Raw genomic sequence first — 15,296 nt, forward strand, 5'->3', positions numbered from 1 at the left:
CGAAGGCGGTGTATCGAGACCCACGACGGACGCCCCTCGAAGGGGCGCCCGTCGTCGGTGAGGCCCCACCCTGCGGATGTGCGCGGGCTACGAAACCAGCAACCCCACGACGGTCGCAACGACCGCGATCGTCGGGAACCCGCCCTGCACGAGCGCGGCCCGCGTGAGCAGGCGGTTCGAGGTGAGCAGCACGACCGCCGCGAGCACCATGCACAGGCACGCGAAGAGCATGACCGCGATCCCCGCCGATCGGAAGTCGGCCGTCCAGCTGAGCCCGAGCCCCGCGAACGCGCCGAGCGCCAGGAACAGGTTGTAGAAGCCCTGGTTGTAGGCCATCCCGCGCAGGGTGTCGCCGTCTTCCGCCGAGCGCACCCCGAAGGTGCGCCGCGTGGATTCGCGGTTCCAGAGCACGCTCTCGAGCATCCAGATGTAGACGTGCACGAGGGCCGCGAGTCCGGCGAAGATCTCGCCGATCACCAGCAGGACGATTGCCACGGTGTCAGTGTGCCACGTCGACGACGATGCGGCCCCGCGTGTCGCCGGCGAGGATGCGGCCCGCGTACTCGGGCACGCGGCTGAGGCCGATCTCCTCGGTCATCGAGTCGAGCAGGGCGAGGTCGAGGTCGCGCGCGAGGCGGCTCCAGACGCGGTCGCGCGTGACGAGCGGCGCCTCGACCGAGTTGATGCCGACCAGGCTCACCCCGCGCAGGATGAACGGCATGACCGTGGTGGCGAGCTCGGCGCTCTCGACGAGACCGCAGGCCGCGACGGCGCCGCCGTAGCGGGCCTGGGCGAGCAGGCTCGCGAGGGTGGTGCCGCCGACCACGTCGACGGCGCCGGCCCAGCGGCTCGCCTGCAGGGGCTTGCCCGCCTGCTGCAGCTCGGCGCGGTCGAGGAGCTCGGATGCCCCGAGCCGCTCCAGGTAGCCGCGGTCGTCGGGGTGCCCGGTCGCGGCCACGACGCGGCGTCCGGATGCGGCGAGCAGCATGACGGCGACCGAGCCGACCCCGCCGGTCGCCCCGGTGACGACGACGTCGCCCTCGGGGATGTCGGCGTGTTCGAGCGCGAGCGCGGCCTGCGCCGCGGTGAAGCCGGCGGTGCCGATGGCGGCGGCGCGCCGCATCCCGAGCTGCGCGGGCACGCGCACGAGCGACTCGGCCTGCACGCGGGCGCGCCGCGCGTACCCGCCGTTGCGCGTCTCGCCGAGGCCGGCTCCCGTGAGCACGACCTCGTCGCCGGGCCGCCAGCGGTCGTCGCTCGACGCGGCGACCGTGCCGACGACGTCGATGCCGGGGATGAGCGGGCTGACCCGGGCGACGCCGCGGTCGCCGCGCAGCGCGAGGCCGTCCTTGAAATTGAGGCTCGAGTAGGCGACGTCGAGCAGCACCTCGCCGTCGCCGAGGTCGCCCTCCGCCACGTCGACGAATGCGACCGTCGCCCCCGTCTCGCCCCGGGTCACCTGCAGCGCGTGCACCATGCCCCGAGCCTACGGGGGCCGGACGCGGCTACGCGGCGGCCTTCGCCCGGGCCAGGTCCTCGAAGAGCTCGGTGTTGAAGCGGTAGGCCAGCAGCACCTCGTCGATGACGCGCTCGCGCTCCGCGGCATCCCAGCCGACGGCGTCGAGCTGCTCGCGGTAGGTCTCCTTGAACTCCTTCGGGTCGGCGATCTCGTCGAAGAGGTAGAAGCCCACCCCGTTCGTCTCGAAGCCGAAGCGGCGCTGCATGACCTTGCGGATGAACTGGCCGCCCGAGAGGTCGCCGAGGTAGCGCGTGTAGTGGTGGGCGACGAAGCCGCCCGACCAGCGCTCGGCGGCGACGCGGCGGATGCGGTCGACGTAGGCGACGGTGGTGGGCAGCGGCTCGATCTGCTCGCGCCAGTCGGCGCCGAGCAGGTACTCGAGGTCGGCCTCCAGCGCCGGCAGGCGGGTGAGGCGCGGGGTCGCGAAGTGGGCGACGACGGGGTCGCCCGCGAACACCTGCTCGGCGCCCTCGATGGCCTCGTAGATGAAGTAGTGCTGGGCGACGAGGGCGATGTAGTCCTCGCGGGTGCCCTCGCCCTTCATGAGGTCGGTCATGAAGCCGGCGCCCTCGCTGTCGGAGTGGCTGGCCCAGGTGCGCTCGCGGAGGGCCTGGGAGAAGGGCAGCACGGTCACGGGCACTCCTTGAGGTTAGGTTCGCCTTAGTTTAGCGGCCCCGCCCGCGCCCGGAACCCCTCAGCTCGGGGGGCGCTCGCCGCGCGGCGCTCCGAGTCCGGTCGCGAGCAGCGCGACCGAGCCCGCGAAGTGCAGCACGTTGTCGGCGCCGTTGAGCGCCAAGACGTTGGCCGGGGTGCCGACCGTGAACAGCCCGAACAGCCCGAGCAGCAGCAGCACGGTGCCGGCCGCGATGTTCACGACGCGGGCCGCCGCATCCCCGCGCAGGAAGCCGCTCACGAGCGCGACCGCGAGGGCGAGCTGCACGGCGCCGAGCAGCAGGTTGGTGCCGAACAGGCCGAAGACGAGCGCCTCGCCGCCCCCGATGGCCGCGGCGACGGCGATGCCCGTGCCGCCCAGGATGCCGGAGAGGGTGCCCACGATCGCGGCCACGATCCGGTTGGGCGTCATGGCGTTCACGCGTGCGGCCGCGGGGTCACGCCGAGCCGTTCGCACGCGGCGTTGTAGAGCACCACGACCTCGCGGCGGATCTCGGGACGCTCGGAGATCTCGCGCGACCACGGCACGCGCAGCTCGTGCTCGGCACCGTCGACGCGGTAGCGCCAGACGCCGCCCAGGTGGTCGAGGCCGATCATCTCGGCGTCATCGGGCTCCACCTCGCCGAAGGCGCGCACGATGAGGGTGTTGTCGTCGGTGTGGTCGCCGTTCATGTGCGCGAGCACCGCGCCGACGACCTCGGGGGAGAACACGGTCACGCGTCCACGGTAGTCCACGCGTCCGGGGCCGCATTCTGCTGAGATGGGCACGTGGACGAGCAGCCGGACGATCCGCACCGCGCCGGGCAGCCGAGCGGCACGAGCCGCCGGGACTTCCTGCTGGGCGGTGGGGCGGCGGCCGCGGGTGTCGTGGTGGGCGGCGTCGTGGGCGGTGCGATCGGGCACGACCTCGGTGCCCGCGAGGCCCTGCCGACCCCGGATGCCGAGACGGCGCCCGGCTTCGCCCACCTCGTGGTGATCATGGACGAGAACCGCTCCTTCGACAACCTGCTCGGCTACCTCTACGACGCGGGCACTCTCCCCGCCGGGCAGAGCTTCGAGGGTCTCGCCTTCGGCGACCACGCGAACACCGCGCCCGACGGCACCCGCATCCCCGCGCATCCGTACACCGGCACGACCGACGAGATCATGGGCTCGCCGAACCCCGACCCCGGCGAGCCGTATCCGCACGTCAACACGCAGCTGTTCGGCACCGTGCGGCCGCCGTACAACATCCCGGACGACGACAGCCGGCCGACGATGGACGGCTTCGTCACCGACTACGCGATCAACTGGACCGAGGTGAAGGGGGCGAGCCGCGCCCCGACGAACGCCGAGCTCGGGCAGGTGATGGGGTCGTTCACGCCCGAGATGCTGCCCGTGCTCTCGACGCTCGCGCGGGAGTTCGCGGTGTACGACCACTGGTACGCGGCCGTGCCGAGCCAGACCTTCTGCAACCGCTCCTTCTTCCACGCCTCCACCTCGCACGGCTTCGTCACCAACCAGGACGGCGGGGGCTACAGCAAGTGGCTCGACGCCCCGGCGGCGCCCACCGTGTTCAACCGCCTCGAGGATGCGGGGGTCGACTGGCGCATCTACTACGACGAGCTGCAGCTCGTCTCGCTCACCGGCGTGCTGCACGCGCCCGTGCTCGAGCGGTACTGGAAGACGGGGCACTTCGCCACGATGACCCAGTTCTACGACGACGTCGCGCACGGCCGGCTGCCGGCCTACTCGTTCATCGAGCCGCGGATGGCGTACAACCACAACGACTTCCACCCCGCCTTCGGCGAGTTGCGCGAGAGCGACGTCGACGGCACCGAGGTCATCGACTCCGCGATCTCGGATGTGCGTGCCGGCGAGCTGCTGCTGCACAACATCTACACGGCCATCCGCGGCAGCGGCACCGGGGCGGGCTCGAACGCGCTCAACACGATGCTGCTCATCACCTTCGACGAGCACGGCGGCACCTACGATCACGTGGCGCCGCCCGCGGCCGAGCCGCCCGAGGAGGATGCGGAGCCCGGCGAGATGGGGTTCACCTTCCACCGCCTCGGGTGCCGGGTGCCCGCGATCGCGGTCTCGGCGTGGACGGCCGCCGGCACGATCGTGCACGACGAGATGCACCACGGGGCGCTCGCGGCGACCCTCAGCCGGCTGCACGGGCTCGAGCCGCTGAGCCGCCGGGATGCGGAGGCGACACCGCTCTTCAACGCCGTGAACCTCGGCGTCGCGCGCGACCCGTCCACGTGGCCCACCACGACCCCGCAGTACCTGCCGCCGAACCCGCAGGCGGAGGACCCGCATCCGGGCAACGCCCACCGCGACAAGCCGCTCAGCCCGCCGGCGCAGGGGCTGCTCGGCCTCCTGTTGGCGAAGTACGGGAACCCGGAGCACATCGATCCGAAGACGTACGGCGACGCCTACCAGGTGCTCACGACGTACGGCACCGGCCTGTTCGGCACGGCCGCGTCGACGCCGACCGAGGCCCCGCCGACCCCGATCCCCTGAACCCGCGCGCCCGCGCCCGACCCGCCCCACCGAGAGAGACCCCATGAGCTACGACGTCGCCGCCTTCCGGGCGCAGTTCCCCGCACTCGCGACGGGGGTGGCGCACTTCGACGGCCCGGGCGGCACGCAGACCCCGACCGCGGTCGGCGAGGCGATCGCCCGCACCCTCACGGGCCCGCTCTCGAACCGCGGCACCTCGACCCGGTCGGAGCGCAACGCGACGGATGCCGTGCTCGCCATGCGCGCCGCCGTCGGCGCGCTGCTGAACGTGCCGGCATCCGGTGTCGTCTACGGGCGCAGCGCCACCCAGCTCGCCTACGACTTCTCCCGGCATCTCTCGCGGGACTGGCATCCGGGCGACGAGGTCGTCGTGACGCGCCTCGACCACGACTCGAACGTGCGGCCCTGGGTGCAGGCGGCCGAGCGCACGGGCGCGACGGTGCGCTGGATCCAGCTCGACCCGGCGACGGGTGAGCTGCGGCTCGACGAGCTGCGCGACGTGCTCTCGGAGCGCACGCGCGTGGTCGCGCTCACGGCCGCCTCGAACCTCATCGGCACGATCCCGCCCGTGCGGGCGGTCGCGGATGCGGCGCACGCGGTCGGCGCGCTCGTGTACGTCGACGCGGTGCACTACGCCGCCCACGAGCTCGTCGACCGGGCGGAGCTGGGTGCCGACTTCGTCGTCTGCTCGCCGTACAAGTTCCTCGGGCCGCACTGCGCGGTGCTCGGCGCCGACCCCGAACTGCTCGCGACGATCCGCCCCGACAAGCTCGCGCCGTCGACGGACGCGGTGCCCGAGCGGTTCGAGTTCGGCACCCTGCCCTACGAGCTCATGGCGGGCGTCACGGCGGCGGTCGAGGTGCTCGCGGCGATCGCGCCGGGCGCCGCGACGACGCGCCGGGAGGCGCTCGCCGCATCCTTCGCCGCGGTGCACGCGCACGAGTCGGCGCTGCTCGCGCGACTCGAGGCGGGGATCGCGGAGCTCGGCGACCGGGTGGTCGTCTACTCGCGTGCGGCCCGCCGCACCCCGACCCTGCTGCTCGGCTTCCCGGGGCGCTCGGCCGAGGAGGCCTCCGCCCTCCTCGCGGCGCGCGACGTGCACGCGCCGGCCTCCAACTTCTACGCCCTCGAGGCGTCGCGCGCCCTCGGCCTGGGCGACGCGGGGGCGCTGCGCGCGGGACTCGCCCCCTACTCGACGGCCGACGAGGTCGATCGACTGCTCGACGGCATCCGCGCGTTCCTGACATCCTGACCATGCGATGAGGGGGAAGGAGACGGGCGCATGACCTTCGAGCTGCTCGTGGTGCTCGCCGTGCTCGCCGCCGCCATCGTGCTCTTCGCGCTCGGGCGCCCCCGGATGGACGTGGTGGCGCTCCTCGTGATCGTCGCGCTGCCGCTCACCGGGATCCTGACCGTGCCGGAGGCGCTGTCGGGCTTCTCGGATCCGAACGTCATCCTCATCGCGGCGCTCTTCGTGGTGGGTGCGGGCCTCTCGCGCACGGGCGTCACCTACCGGCTCGGCGACCTGCTGTCGGCGCGCGCCGGCAGCAACCGCACCCTGCTCGTGGTGCTGCTCATGCTGGCCGTCGCGCTGCTCGGCTCGATCATGAGCTCGACGGGTGTGGTGGCGATCTTCATCCCCGTGGCGCTCAGCATCGCGGCGCGCACCGGGATGTCGCCGCGGCAGCTGCTCATGCCGCTCAGCTTCGCGGGCCTCATCTCGGGCATGCTCACGCTCATCGCGACGGCCCCCAACCTGGTTGTGGATGCCGAGCTGCGTCGCGCGGGGTTCACCGGTTTCGGCTTCTTCACCTTCACGCCGATCGGTCTCGTGGTGCTCGTACTCGGCGTCGGCTACATGCTCGTCGCGCGCCGCTTCCTCGGCGGCGAGGCGAGCGCGCCGGGCGTCGCGCGCAACTTCGAGGTGCTCGTCGCCGACTACGGCGCCGACACCCGGGCGCGCACCTTCCGCGTCGGGTCGGGCTCGCCGCTCATCGGCCGCGCCCTGCTCGGTCTGGAGATCGGCGAGGTGCACACCTCGGTGCTGGCGATCCAGCGCGGCCGTTTCCTGCGCGGCCCCGAGCTGCTGACGAGCACCGAGACCACGGTGAAGGGCGGCGACGAGCTCGTCTTCGACCTCGCGCCGCCCGAGGAGCGCCTGGAGGGCCTCGGGCTCGAGGAGGTCGAGACGCCGGGCGACTTCTTCGACACCTACTCGCGGCAGGTGGGGATGGCGGAGCTGCTCGTCGTGCCCGACTCGCGACTCGCCGCGAAGACGGTCGTCGAGGCGCGCATCCGCAGCCGCTACGACGTCACCGTGCTGGGGCTGCGCCACCACGGCCGCCCTCCCGGGCAGGACTACCACCGGGTGCGGCTCGCGGTGGGCGACACCCTGCTCGTGACGGGCACCTGGGATGCCATCCACCGGCTCCGCCGCGAGAGCGCCGACCTCGTCGTACTCGACCTCCCGACCGAGGCGGCCGAGGCGGCGCCGGCCGCCAACCGGGCGCCCTACGCGCTCGTCGCGGTGGGCGTCATGATCGCGCTCATGGTGACGGGCGTCGTGCCGAACGTCATCGCGGCGCTCATCGCCGCCCTGCTCATGGGCGTCTTCCGCGCGATCGACCTGCCGAGCGCCTACCGTGCCATCCACTGGCCGACGCTGCTGCTCATCGCGGGCATGCTGCCGGTCGCGCAGGCGCTCGAGAAGACCGGCGGGGTGCAGCTCGCGGCCGACGGCCTGCTGGCGGTGCTCGGCGGGGCGGGCCCCTACGTGGTGCTGGCGCTGCTGTTCGCGGTGACCGCGCTCGTCGGCATGTTCGTCTCCAACACGGCGACCGCCGTGCTGCTCGCACCCGTCGCGATCACGGCCGCGCAGCACCTCGGCTACTCGCCGTACCCGTTCGCGATGATCGTGGCGATCGCCGCATCCGCCGCGTTCCTCACGCCCGTGTCGTCGCCCGTCAACACGCTCGTCGTGGAACCCGGCCGCTACCGCCTCGCCGACTTCGTGCGGATCGGCACCCCGTTCACCCTCATCGTGCTCGTGGTGAGCGTGTTCCTGGTGCCCGTGGTGCTGCCGTTCTGACCCATTCGCAAAGAAGTGTTTGCAAACGTGTGTTTGCAAAGGTATCTTTGTGAACATGGAACCCATCGAGCAGCAGCCGAGCAGCCCGCAGCATCCCGGCATCGACCACGTGCTGACGATGGAGGCGCTCCGCGCCCTCGCGCATCCGCTGCGGGTGCGCATCTACGACGAGCTCTCCGCGTACGGCCCGCTCACGGCGAGCGGTCTCGCCGCACGGCTCGGCGAGTCGAGCGGGTCGACCAGCTACCACCTGCGCCAGCTCGAGAAGCACGGCCTCGTCCGTGAGGATGTCGGGCGCGGCGACCGCCGCGACCGCTGGTGGGAGCGCAGCCCGGGCTCGATCGCCACCCCCGACGCGTACACGCTGCCGCCGGGCAGCGCAGACCGTCTCGCCGCCCAACTCGTCGACGAGGAGTGGATGCGCGCCCGCCGGGCGAGCCTCGAGGAGTTCCTCGCCCAGGGCGAGAGCGTCTTCGACCGCGTCTGGCTCGACGCGACGTCGTTCGACACCATCAACCTCCGGCTCACGCCCGAGCAGCTGCACGGGCTCATGAGCGGCATCGACGCCGTGCTCCGCGAGTACATCGACGCCTACAAGACGACCCCCACGCCGGGCAGCCGCCCGGTGCAACTCCAGGTCAACGCCTTCCCGCTCGTGCGCGGGGAGGTCACCCCGGAAGGAGAGTGACCACCATGAACGCCGCCGTCTCCCGCCCCGCCGTCTCCGTCCGACCCGGGCTCGGCGAGCTCGCCGTGGCCGTCGGCCGCGCCCTCGAGCGCTGGGGCCACCGCCACGCGTCCCGGCCGCTCGACCGCGACGCCCTCGCGCGCCGGGCCGAGATGCGCCGCGAGGCCGATCAGGCCGCCCGTACGACGCAGGCCCTCGTATTCCGGGCCACCGGTCGCGTGCTGTGATGCTCCGGCGTCGTCGGTGGGGACGATTCACTGCGCGACACGAAGGTCCTGCCGAACGGCTGAAGCCGTCCGTCAGGACCTTGAGGGGCTGACGGGAATCGAACCCGCGCTATCTGCTTGGGAAGCAGAAGTTCTGCCATTGAACTACAGCCCCGCAGCCGCGAACGGCTACCGGTAGAGCCTATACGAGGCGCTCGACGGCATCCGCCCGGAATCCGCGGATGCTGAGCCACAGTCCGAGGCCGAGCTCCCAGAGGGCGATGGGTGCGGCCGCGAGGGCGGCCGGCGGCGAGGTCTGGTCGAAGACGCCGAACACGGTCGCGGATGCCGAGGCGAGCAGCAGCGGGATGCCGACCATGCCGACCAGCGGGATCGCCCGCGGCACGAAGCGTGCACGGAAGAGGGCGGGGGCGAGGAACAGCGCGTTGATCGCCGGGATGAGGCCGGGGCCCAGCAGGAACGCCCAGCGGTGCACCTCGACGAGCGCCTGCGCGACGGCGTCGTCGGGCGCCGCCGTCGCCCGCACGCCCGAGAGCGTCAACACGGCGACCACCCCGAGCACGATGATGCCCGCCTCCAGGGTGCGCGCCGCCACGAAGCCGAGCGCCGCCACCTCGCTCACCCGGCGCACGACCGGTGCGAGCACGACCGCGGTGCCGATGCAGCTGAGCGCGAGCGCCACCTCGAGCAGCGCGGCGGTTCGCGCGGCGACGGGGTCCGGACGCGCGGCGCCCGCGAGCAGGGGCGCGTAGAGGAGGGCGGCCGGGATCGAGGCCGCGAAGGTGGCGAGGTAGAGCAGCCCCGCGGCGAGGGACAGGCGACGGTGGGCGGGCACGGGGTTCCTTCCGATCAGAGGTGTACGGCGTACACCTAGCGGCGCCGAGCGGGAGGCGCTGCTGCGCACGATGGCGGAGCGCTACCCGCACATCGCGGCGATCGCCCTCGACACGGCCGCGCGCACCCCGAGCGGCGCGTGCGAGCCGGAGGAGGAGTTCGACTTCACGCTCGAACTGCTGCTCGACGCCTTCGAACGGCTGCACGCATCCGGGTGGACCTCGGGCGCCTGACGCCCGATACGCTCGACGCATGCTGCTCAGCGACCGCGACATCGCCGCCGAACTCGACGCCGGACGCATCGGCCTCGCACCGCTCGATCGAGCGATGATCCAGCCGTCGAGCATCGACGTGCGCCTCGACCGGTACTTCCGGCTGTTCGACAACCACAAGTACCCCTTCATCGACCCCGCCGAGGAGCAGCCCGAGCTCACCCGTCTCATCGAGGCGAAGCCGGGCGAGCCGTTCATCCTGCACCCCGGCGAGTTCGTGCTCGGCTCGACCTTCGAGCTCGTCACGCTGCCCGACGACATCGCCGCGCGGCTCGAGGGCAAGAGCTCGCTCGGACGCCTCGGCCTGCTCACCCACTCGACCGCCGGCTTCGTCGACCCCGGCTTCTCCGGTCACGTCACGCTCGAGCTCTCCAACGTCGCGACCCTGCCGATCAAGCTGTGGCCGGGCATGAAGATCGGCCAGCTCTGCTTCATCCGCACGAGCTCGCCCGTCATCAACGCCTACGGCTCGGGCCCCTACGCGAACCGCTACCAGGGGCAGCGTGGACCCACGGCATCCCGTTCGTGGCAGAACTTCCACCGCACCGACGTCACCACGACCGACGCGGGCGCCCCGGGCTCGTGACGGCTACTTGCCGGCCGGCCAGGCGGCGAGCTGCAGGGCGAACCAGGGGCTGAAGGCGAACGGCGCGGCCGACACGGCCATGCGCACCGACATCGGCTCGGCCCACACCCACTCGGCGACCTCGGTGCTCGAGGGCTTCGGGTCGGAGTCGACCACGGCGCGGAACACCGGGCAGATCTCGTTCTCGACGATGCCGTTCGCGTCGGTGGCGCGGTAGCGGAAGTGCGGCAGCACGATCTCGACCTCGCGCACCGGGATGCCGATCTCGGCCTCCGCCCGGCGCGCGATCGCGTCGAGGGCGGTCTCGCCGGGTGCCGGGTGGCCGCAGAAGGCGTTCGTCCAGACGCCCGCGAAGGTGTCCTTGCCGAGTGCGCGGCGCGTCACCAGCATCCGGCCGAGCGGGTTGACGACGTGCACGGAGAACGCGAAGTGCAGCGGGGTGTCGGTCGTGTGCACGGTCGCCTTGGGCGCGGTGCCGATCGGCTTGCCGTCGTCGTCGAGGAGGAGGACGAGGTCGGTGCCCTCGGGGGAGGCTGACACGTGCCCAGCCTAGGGCATCGTCAGGCGTCCCAGCCGAGGTTGCGCGCCATCCGCTCGAGGAGGGCGATGGTCGCCGCCTCCTCGTCCTCGGTGATGCCGGTGAGCAGGGTGGCGCGCAGCGTCGCGACCGCCTCGACGATGTGGCTGCGCGCCGTCTCGCCGCGCTCGGTCAGCCGGTAGGCGCCGTCGGCCGACACCCAGCCGCTCTCGACGAGCTCGCTCAGCTGCTCCGCGGTGGTCGCGTCGTCGTCGTAGGCGGGAAGGTCGGCGAGGGATGCGTCGAGCTGCTCGGCGCTCGCCGGCCCGTCGCCCAGCGCGGTCAGGATGCGCCACTGCATCCGGGTCACCCCGTGCTCGTCGAGCGCCCCCGTGAAGCCGCGCTCCACGAGGCGGTCGACGAGCGCGAGCCAGTAGGCCAGCGTCCGAGTCGACATACCCTCACGCTAGCCCCGCATCCGCCCTTCGGCCATGGAGAAATGCAGGAGATCCTGGCCGACGGGGCCGAGATCTGTGGAGGGGGTGTGGCTTCAGGCCAGAGTCTCCTGCATTTCTAGCAGTGGAAACGCGCGTCAGCCGAGGGTGAGGGCGGGCAGGATGCCGAACTGGGTGAGCAGGGCGAGCACGGCTCCCACTAGGGCGAGCGCACCGAGCACGACGGTGGCCTTGCCGACGCCGGCGCCCGACTCGCCCGAGGTGCGCAGCCGGGCGAGGCCGCGCAGCGCGAGGATCGCCGACGACGCCGCGATGAGGAACAGCACGGCCGAGACGATGAAGCCGCCGGGGATGAAGCCGGCGCCCGTCACCGAGAAGATCGCCGCACCCACCCCGACGAACAGCGCGAGGGTGAGGCCGCGCAGCACGTCGATGTTCCAGCCGCTCAGGTGCACGAACGAGCCCGTCGCGACGGAGCCCTTCGGCAGCTTCACGAAGATGAGCAGCGTGAGGCCCACGGCGAGCACGAGCACGATGCCGATGACGCCGAACACGGTGCTCGCGAAGGCGGTGACGAAGATCGTCCAGGCGGCGGGGGAGAGGATGCTGGCCACCCGGCCCGTGGTCGCGTAGAGCCCGAAGACCTCGCCCTGCATGGAGGATGGGGTGACGCGCGTGAGCAGCGAGCGGCTCGCCGCCTGCGCGGGGCCGGTGAACATCGACAGCGCGAGCCCGCCGATCCAGAAGGCGATGACGCCGAGGTCGCGCGCGAAGAAGACGAACAGGCCCATGACCACGAGGCCGCCGAGCGCCGTCACGATGACGGCCTTCGCGCCGAAGCGGTCGTCGAGCCGGCCGGCGAGGATCGTCGAGACGCCCGCGACGATGTTGGCGGCGAGTCCGAAGATCATCACCTCGTTGGAGGTGAAGCCGAACCCGACCGCCGCGAGGATGCCGCCGAAGGCGAACACGCCGGCGAGGCCGTCGCGGTAGATGGCGCTCGCGAAGAGGAACCAGAACGTCGGCCGCGACTGCTGGAAGAGCGCGATCATGTCCTTCACGAGTTCGACGTAGCTCGAGAAGAAGCCCACCTTCGGCCGGTCGTCGATCACCTTGTGCTCGGGCACGTTGAGCACGAGCGGGATGGCGAACACGATCGTCCAGATCGCCGCGCCGAGCGCGATGAGCCGGTAGGCGAGGCCGCCCGAGACGTCGAGGCCGAACCACTCGAGCTGGGTGACGACGACCACGATGATGAGCGCGACGACGCCGCCGAGGTAGCCGAGGCCCCAGCCGAGGCCGCTCACGCGCCCCGCGGTCGACGGGGTCGACACCTGGTGCAGCATCGCGTTGTAGTTGACGCCGGCGATCTCGTTGACGACCGAGCCGAGCGCCAGGATGATCGCGCCGTAGGTGAAGTAGGCCGGGTCCTCGTAGACGAAGAACAGGGCGAACTGCACGAGCGCGAGCAGCGCGGTGAAGCTCACGAGCCAGCGCTTGCGGCCGCCGGTCGCATCCGAGCGCACGCCCAGCACGGGGGCGAGCGCGAAGATCAGCAGGCCCGCGATCGCCGTCCAGGCGCCGTACTGGCTGGAGAGCTTGGCGAGCGCCGTGATCCGCTCGGGCGAGTCGACGGGCAGCGCCGCGAGCTCGGGGCTGAGGAAGTGCGCCGACACCAGATAGAGAGGTGCGAAGACGAAGGTGAGGATGACGGAGTTGAACGGCTGCGTCGCCCAGTCCCAGAACGCCCACGAGACGACCTGCTTGCGGGGGATCTTGCGCCCGTCGTCGTCGCCGACCATGACGCTCATGGCGGCCGTGTTGGCGGTCGGCGGGGGCGGGGGCACGGATGCGGAGGCCGCGGCCTCGTCGCCGTTCGGGTCGGTCATGCGGGCAACGCTACTGCCGCCGGGTGAACGGGCGGTATCGTCGCGTGGCGTGCCGTCGGCACGCACACCTTGAGTCGCCCCGACTCAGCTTTCTTGACATCGCCCCCGGATGGGGTGCAAACTTGACACGTCGCGGCTCAAGTCCGCGACTCACGACAGAACTTTCAAGGAGCAACAGCACATGGCTCGAGCAGTCGGTATCGACCTGGGTACCACCAACTCCGTGGTCGCGGTCCTCGAGGGCGGCGAGCCCACCGTCATCGCGAACGCCGAAGGCTTCCGCACGACCCCCTCGGTCGTGGCCTTCACCAAGGACGGGGAGGTGCTCGTCGGCGAGACCGCGAAGCGCCAGGCCGTCACGAACGTCGACCGCACCATCGCCTCCGTCAAGCGCCACATGGGCACCGACTGGAAGAAGGAGATCGACGGAAAGAAGTACACGCCGCAGGAGCTCTCCGCGCGCATCCTCCAGAAGCTCAAGCGCGACGCCGAGCAGTACCTCGGCGAGGACGTGACGGACGCCGTCATCACCGTCCCCGCGTACTTCAACGACGCCGAGCGCCAGGCCACCAAGGAGGCCGGCGAGATCGCGGGCCTGAACGTCCTGCGCATCATCAACGAGCCCACCGCGGCGGCCCTCGCCTACGGCCTCGACCGGGGGAAGGAGGACGAGCTCATCCTCGTCTTCGACCTCGGCGGCGGCACCTTCGACGTCTCCCTGCTCGAGGTGGGCAAGGACGACGACTTCTCCACCATCCAGGTGCGCGCCACCTCCGGTGACAACCGCCTCGGTGGCGACGACTGGGACCAGCGCGTCGTCGAGTGGCTCATCAAGAAGTTCAAGGACACCACCGGCGTCGACGTCTCGGGCGACAAGATCGCGCTGCAGCGCCTCAAGGAGGCCGCCGAGCAGGCGAAGAAGGAGCTCAGCTCCGGCATGTCGGCGAGCATCCAGCTGCCCTACCTCTCGCTCACCGAGAACGGCCCCGCCAACCTCGACGAGACGCTCACCCGCGCCCAGTTCGAGCAGATGACCTCCGACCTGCTCGACCGCACCAAGAAGCCGTTCGACGACGTCATCAAGGAGGCCGGCATCAAGGTCTCCGACATCGCGCACGTCGTGCTCGTCGGCGGCTCGACCCGCATGCCCGCCGTCACCGAGCTCGTCAAGAAGCTCACCGGCGGCCAGGACCCGAACAAGGGCGTCAACCCGGATGAGGTGGTCGCCGTCGGCGCCGCCCTCCAGGCCGGCGTGCTGAAGGGTGAGCGCAAGGACGTGCTGCTCATCGACGTGACCCCGCTCAGCCTCGGCATCGAGACCAAGGGCGGCATCATGACGAAGCTCATCGAGCGCAACACCGCGATCCCGACCAAGCGCAGCGAGACCTTCACGACCGCCGACGACAACCAGCCGTCGGTCGCCATCCAGGTCTTCCAGGGCGAGCGCGAGTTCACCCGCGACAACAAGGCGCTCGGCACCTTCGAGCTCACCGGCATCGCGCCGGCGCCGCGCGGCGTGCCGCAGATCGAGGTCACCTTCGACATCGACGCGAACGGCATCGTGCACGTCGGGGCGAAGGACAAGGGCACCGGCAAGGAGCAGTCGATGACCATCACCGGCGGTTCGTCGCTGGCGAAGGACGACATCGAGCGCATGGTGCGCGAGGCCGAGGAGCACGCCGCCGAGGACAAGGCGCGTCGTGAGGCGGCCGAGGTGCGCAACAACGCCGAGCAGCTCGTCTACTCGCTCGAGAAGCTCATCTCCGAGAACGAGGACAAGATCGCCGACTCCGTCAAGGACGAGGTGAAGGGCGACATCGAGGCGCTCAAGACCGCGCTCCAGGGCGAGGACGAGGGCGCCATCAAGACGGCGTTCGACAAGCTGAACGAGTCGCAGACGAAGCTCGGCGAGGCCATCTACCAGGCGAGCACCGACGCGGCCGAGGGCCCGAGCCCGACGAGCGGCACCTCCTCCGCCTCCTCCGACGAGGACGTGGTGGACGCCGAGATCGTCGACGACGAGGACGAGAAGAAGTAAGGC

General features: G+C 71.4%; 17 protein-coding genes and 1 tRNA gene. 8 read left to right on the forward strand and 10 right to left on the reverse strand.

What is annotated here, in order from left to right; translation table 11 throughout:
- Positions 1-87: 87 nt before the first annotated feature.
- The 5 genes from D7I47_RS06310 to D7I47_RS06330 are packed head-to-tail and all read right to left on the reverse strand — an operon-like array spanning position 88 to position 2,908.
- On the reverse strand, positions 88-495 hold the full coding sequence (locus tag D7I47_RS06310) for a DUF1304 domain-containing protein (protein WP_227000893.1): 408 nt from the start codon (positions 493-495) through the stop codon (positions 88-90).
- A 4-nt stretch (positions 496-499) separates the two neighbouring features.
- Complete coding sequence (locus D7I47_RS06315; protein WP_120762259.1) at positions 500-1,477, reverse strand: MDR family oxidoreductase; 978 nt, start codon at positions 1,475-1,477, stop codon at positions 500-502.
- 28 nt (positions 1,478-1,505) lie between these two features.
- Complete coding sequence (locus D7I47_RS06320) at positions 1,506-2,153, reverse strand: biliverdin-producing heme oxygenase (protein ID WP_120763838.1); 648 nt, start codon at positions 2,151-2,153, stop codon at positions 1,506-1,508.
- Positions 2,154-2,213: 60 nt separating this feature from the next.
- Positions 2,214-2,603 (reverse strand): DUF4383 domain-containing protein, encoded by a 390-nt coding sequence (locus D7I47_RS06325; RefSeq protein ID WP_120762260.1) that lies wholly within the window; start codon positions 2,601-2,603, stop codon positions 2,214-2,216.
- 5 nt (positions 2,604-2,608) lie between these two features.
- Positions 2,609-2,908 (reverse strand): DUF2470 domain-containing protein, encoded by a 300-nt coding sequence (locus D7I47_RS06330; RefSeq protein ID WP_120762261.1) that lies wholly within the window; start codon positions 2,906-2,908, stop codon positions 2,609-2,611.
- Between the two features lie 51 nt (positions 2,909-2,959).
- Between D7I47_RS06330 and D7I47_RS06335 the strand changes: the two genes are divergently transcribed.
- The 5 genes from D7I47_RS06335 to D7I47_RS06355 are packed head-to-tail and all read left to right on the forward strand — an operon-like array spanning position 2,960 to position 8,702.
- Positions 2,960-4,699, forward strand: coding sequence for an alkaline phosphatase family protein (locus D7I47_RS06335; protein WP_120762262.1), 1,740 nt, complete (start codon positions 2,960-2,962; stop codon positions 4,697-4,699).
- A gap of 43 nt (positions 4,700-4,742) precedes the next feature.
- Complete coding sequence (locus D7I47_RS06340) at positions 4,743-5,951, forward strand: cysteine desulfurase-like protein (RefSeq protein WP_120762263.1); 1,209 nt, start codon at positions 4,743-4,745, stop codon at positions 5,949-5,951.
- 30 nt (positions 5,952-5,981) lie between these two features.
- Positions 5,982-7,787 carry an SLC13 family permease gene (locus D7I47_RS06345; protein ID WP_120762264.1) on the forward strand — a complete coding sequence of 602 codons (1,806 nt, stop codon included), beginning with the start codon at positions 5,982-5,984 and terminating at the stop codon, positions 7,785-7,787.
- A gap of 55 nt (positions 7,788-7,842) precedes the next feature.
- Complete coding sequence (locus D7I47_RS06350) at positions 7,843-8,475, forward strand: winged helix-turn-helix domain-containing protein (RefSeq protein WP_120762265.1); 633 nt, start codon at positions 7,843-7,845, stop codon at positions 8,473-8,475.
- Positions 8,476-8,480: 5 nt separating this feature from the next.
- Complete coding sequence (locus tag D7I47_RS06355; protein ID WP_120762266.1) at positions 8,481-8,702, forward strand: hypothetical protein; 222 nt, start codon at positions 8,481-8,483, stop codon at positions 8,700-8,702.
- 83 nt (positions 8,703-8,785) lie between these two features.
- Here the strand turns inward: D7I47_RS06355 and D7I47_RS06360 are convergent.
- A tRNA-Gly gene (locus D7I47_RS06360) sits at positions 8,786-8,856 on the reverse strand.
- A gap of 27 nt (positions 8,857-8,883) precedes the next feature.
- Positions 8,884-9,537 (reverse strand): DUF4386 domain-containing protein, encoded by a 654-nt coding sequence (locus D7I47_RS06365; protein WP_227000895.1) that lies wholly within the window; start codon positions 9,535-9,537, stop codon positions 8,884-8,886.
- A gap of 70 nt (positions 9,538-9,607) precedes the next feature.
- On the opposite strand from D7I47_RS06365, the gene D7I47_RS14745 reads away from it, so the two are divergent.
- Together D7I47_RS14745 and dcd are read left to right on the forward strand one after the other, a co-directional pair.
- A complete protein-coding gene (locus D7I47_RS14745) occupies positions 9,608-9,769 on the forward strand; it encodes a hypothetical protein (protein WP_157981652.1) in 162 nt (53 codons plus the stop codon).
- Between the two features lie 19 nt (positions 9,770-9,788).
- On the forward strand, positions 9,789-10,394 hold the full coding sequence (gene dcd, locus D7I47_RS06370; RefSeq protein ID WP_120762267.1) for a dCTP deaminase: 606 nt from the start codon (positions 9,789-9,791) through the stop codon (positions 10,392-10,394).
- Between the two features lie 3 nt (positions 10,395-10,397).
- Here dcd and idi read toward each other — a convergent pair whose 3' ends face one another.
- From idi to D7I47_RS06385, 3 genes are all read right to left on the reverse strand, one after another.
- Positions 10,398-10,934, reverse strand: coding sequence for an isopentenyl-diphosphate Delta-isomerase (idi, locus tag D7I47_RS06375; RefSeq protein ID WP_120762268.1), 537 nt, complete (start codon positions 10,932-10,934; stop codon positions 10,398-10,400).
- A gap of 20 nt (positions 10,935-10,954) precedes the next feature.
- Positions 10,955-11,368, reverse strand: coding sequence for a MarR family winged helix-turn-helix transcriptional regulator (locus D7I47_RS06380; RefSeq protein WP_120762269.1), 414 nt, complete (start codon positions 11,366-11,368; stop codon positions 10,955-10,957).
- Positions 11,369-11,503: 135 nt separating this feature from the next.
- Positions 11,504-13,255 (reverse strand): MFS transporter, encoded by a 1,752-nt coding sequence (locus D7I47_RS06385; RefSeq protein WP_120762270.1) that lies wholly within the window; start codon positions 13,253-13,255, stop codon positions 11,504-11,506.
- Positions 13,256-13,436: 181 nt separating this feature from the next.
- Here D7I47_RS06385 and dnaK point away from each other — a divergent pair, with 181 nt between their 5' ends.
- A complete protein-coding gene (gene dnaK, locus D7I47_RS06390; protein ID WP_120762271.1) occupies positions 13,437-15,293 on the forward strand; it encodes a molecular chaperone DnaK in 1,857 nt (618 codons plus the stop codon).
- The last annotated feature ends 3 nt before the right edge of the window (positions 15,294-15,296 follow it).

The sequence above is a fragment of the Protaetiibacter intestinalis genome, assembly GCF_003627075.1.
GTDB classification, from domain to species: Bacteria; Actinomycetota; Actinomycetes; order Actinomycetales; family Microbacteriaceae; genus Homoserinibacter; species Homoserinibacter intestinalis.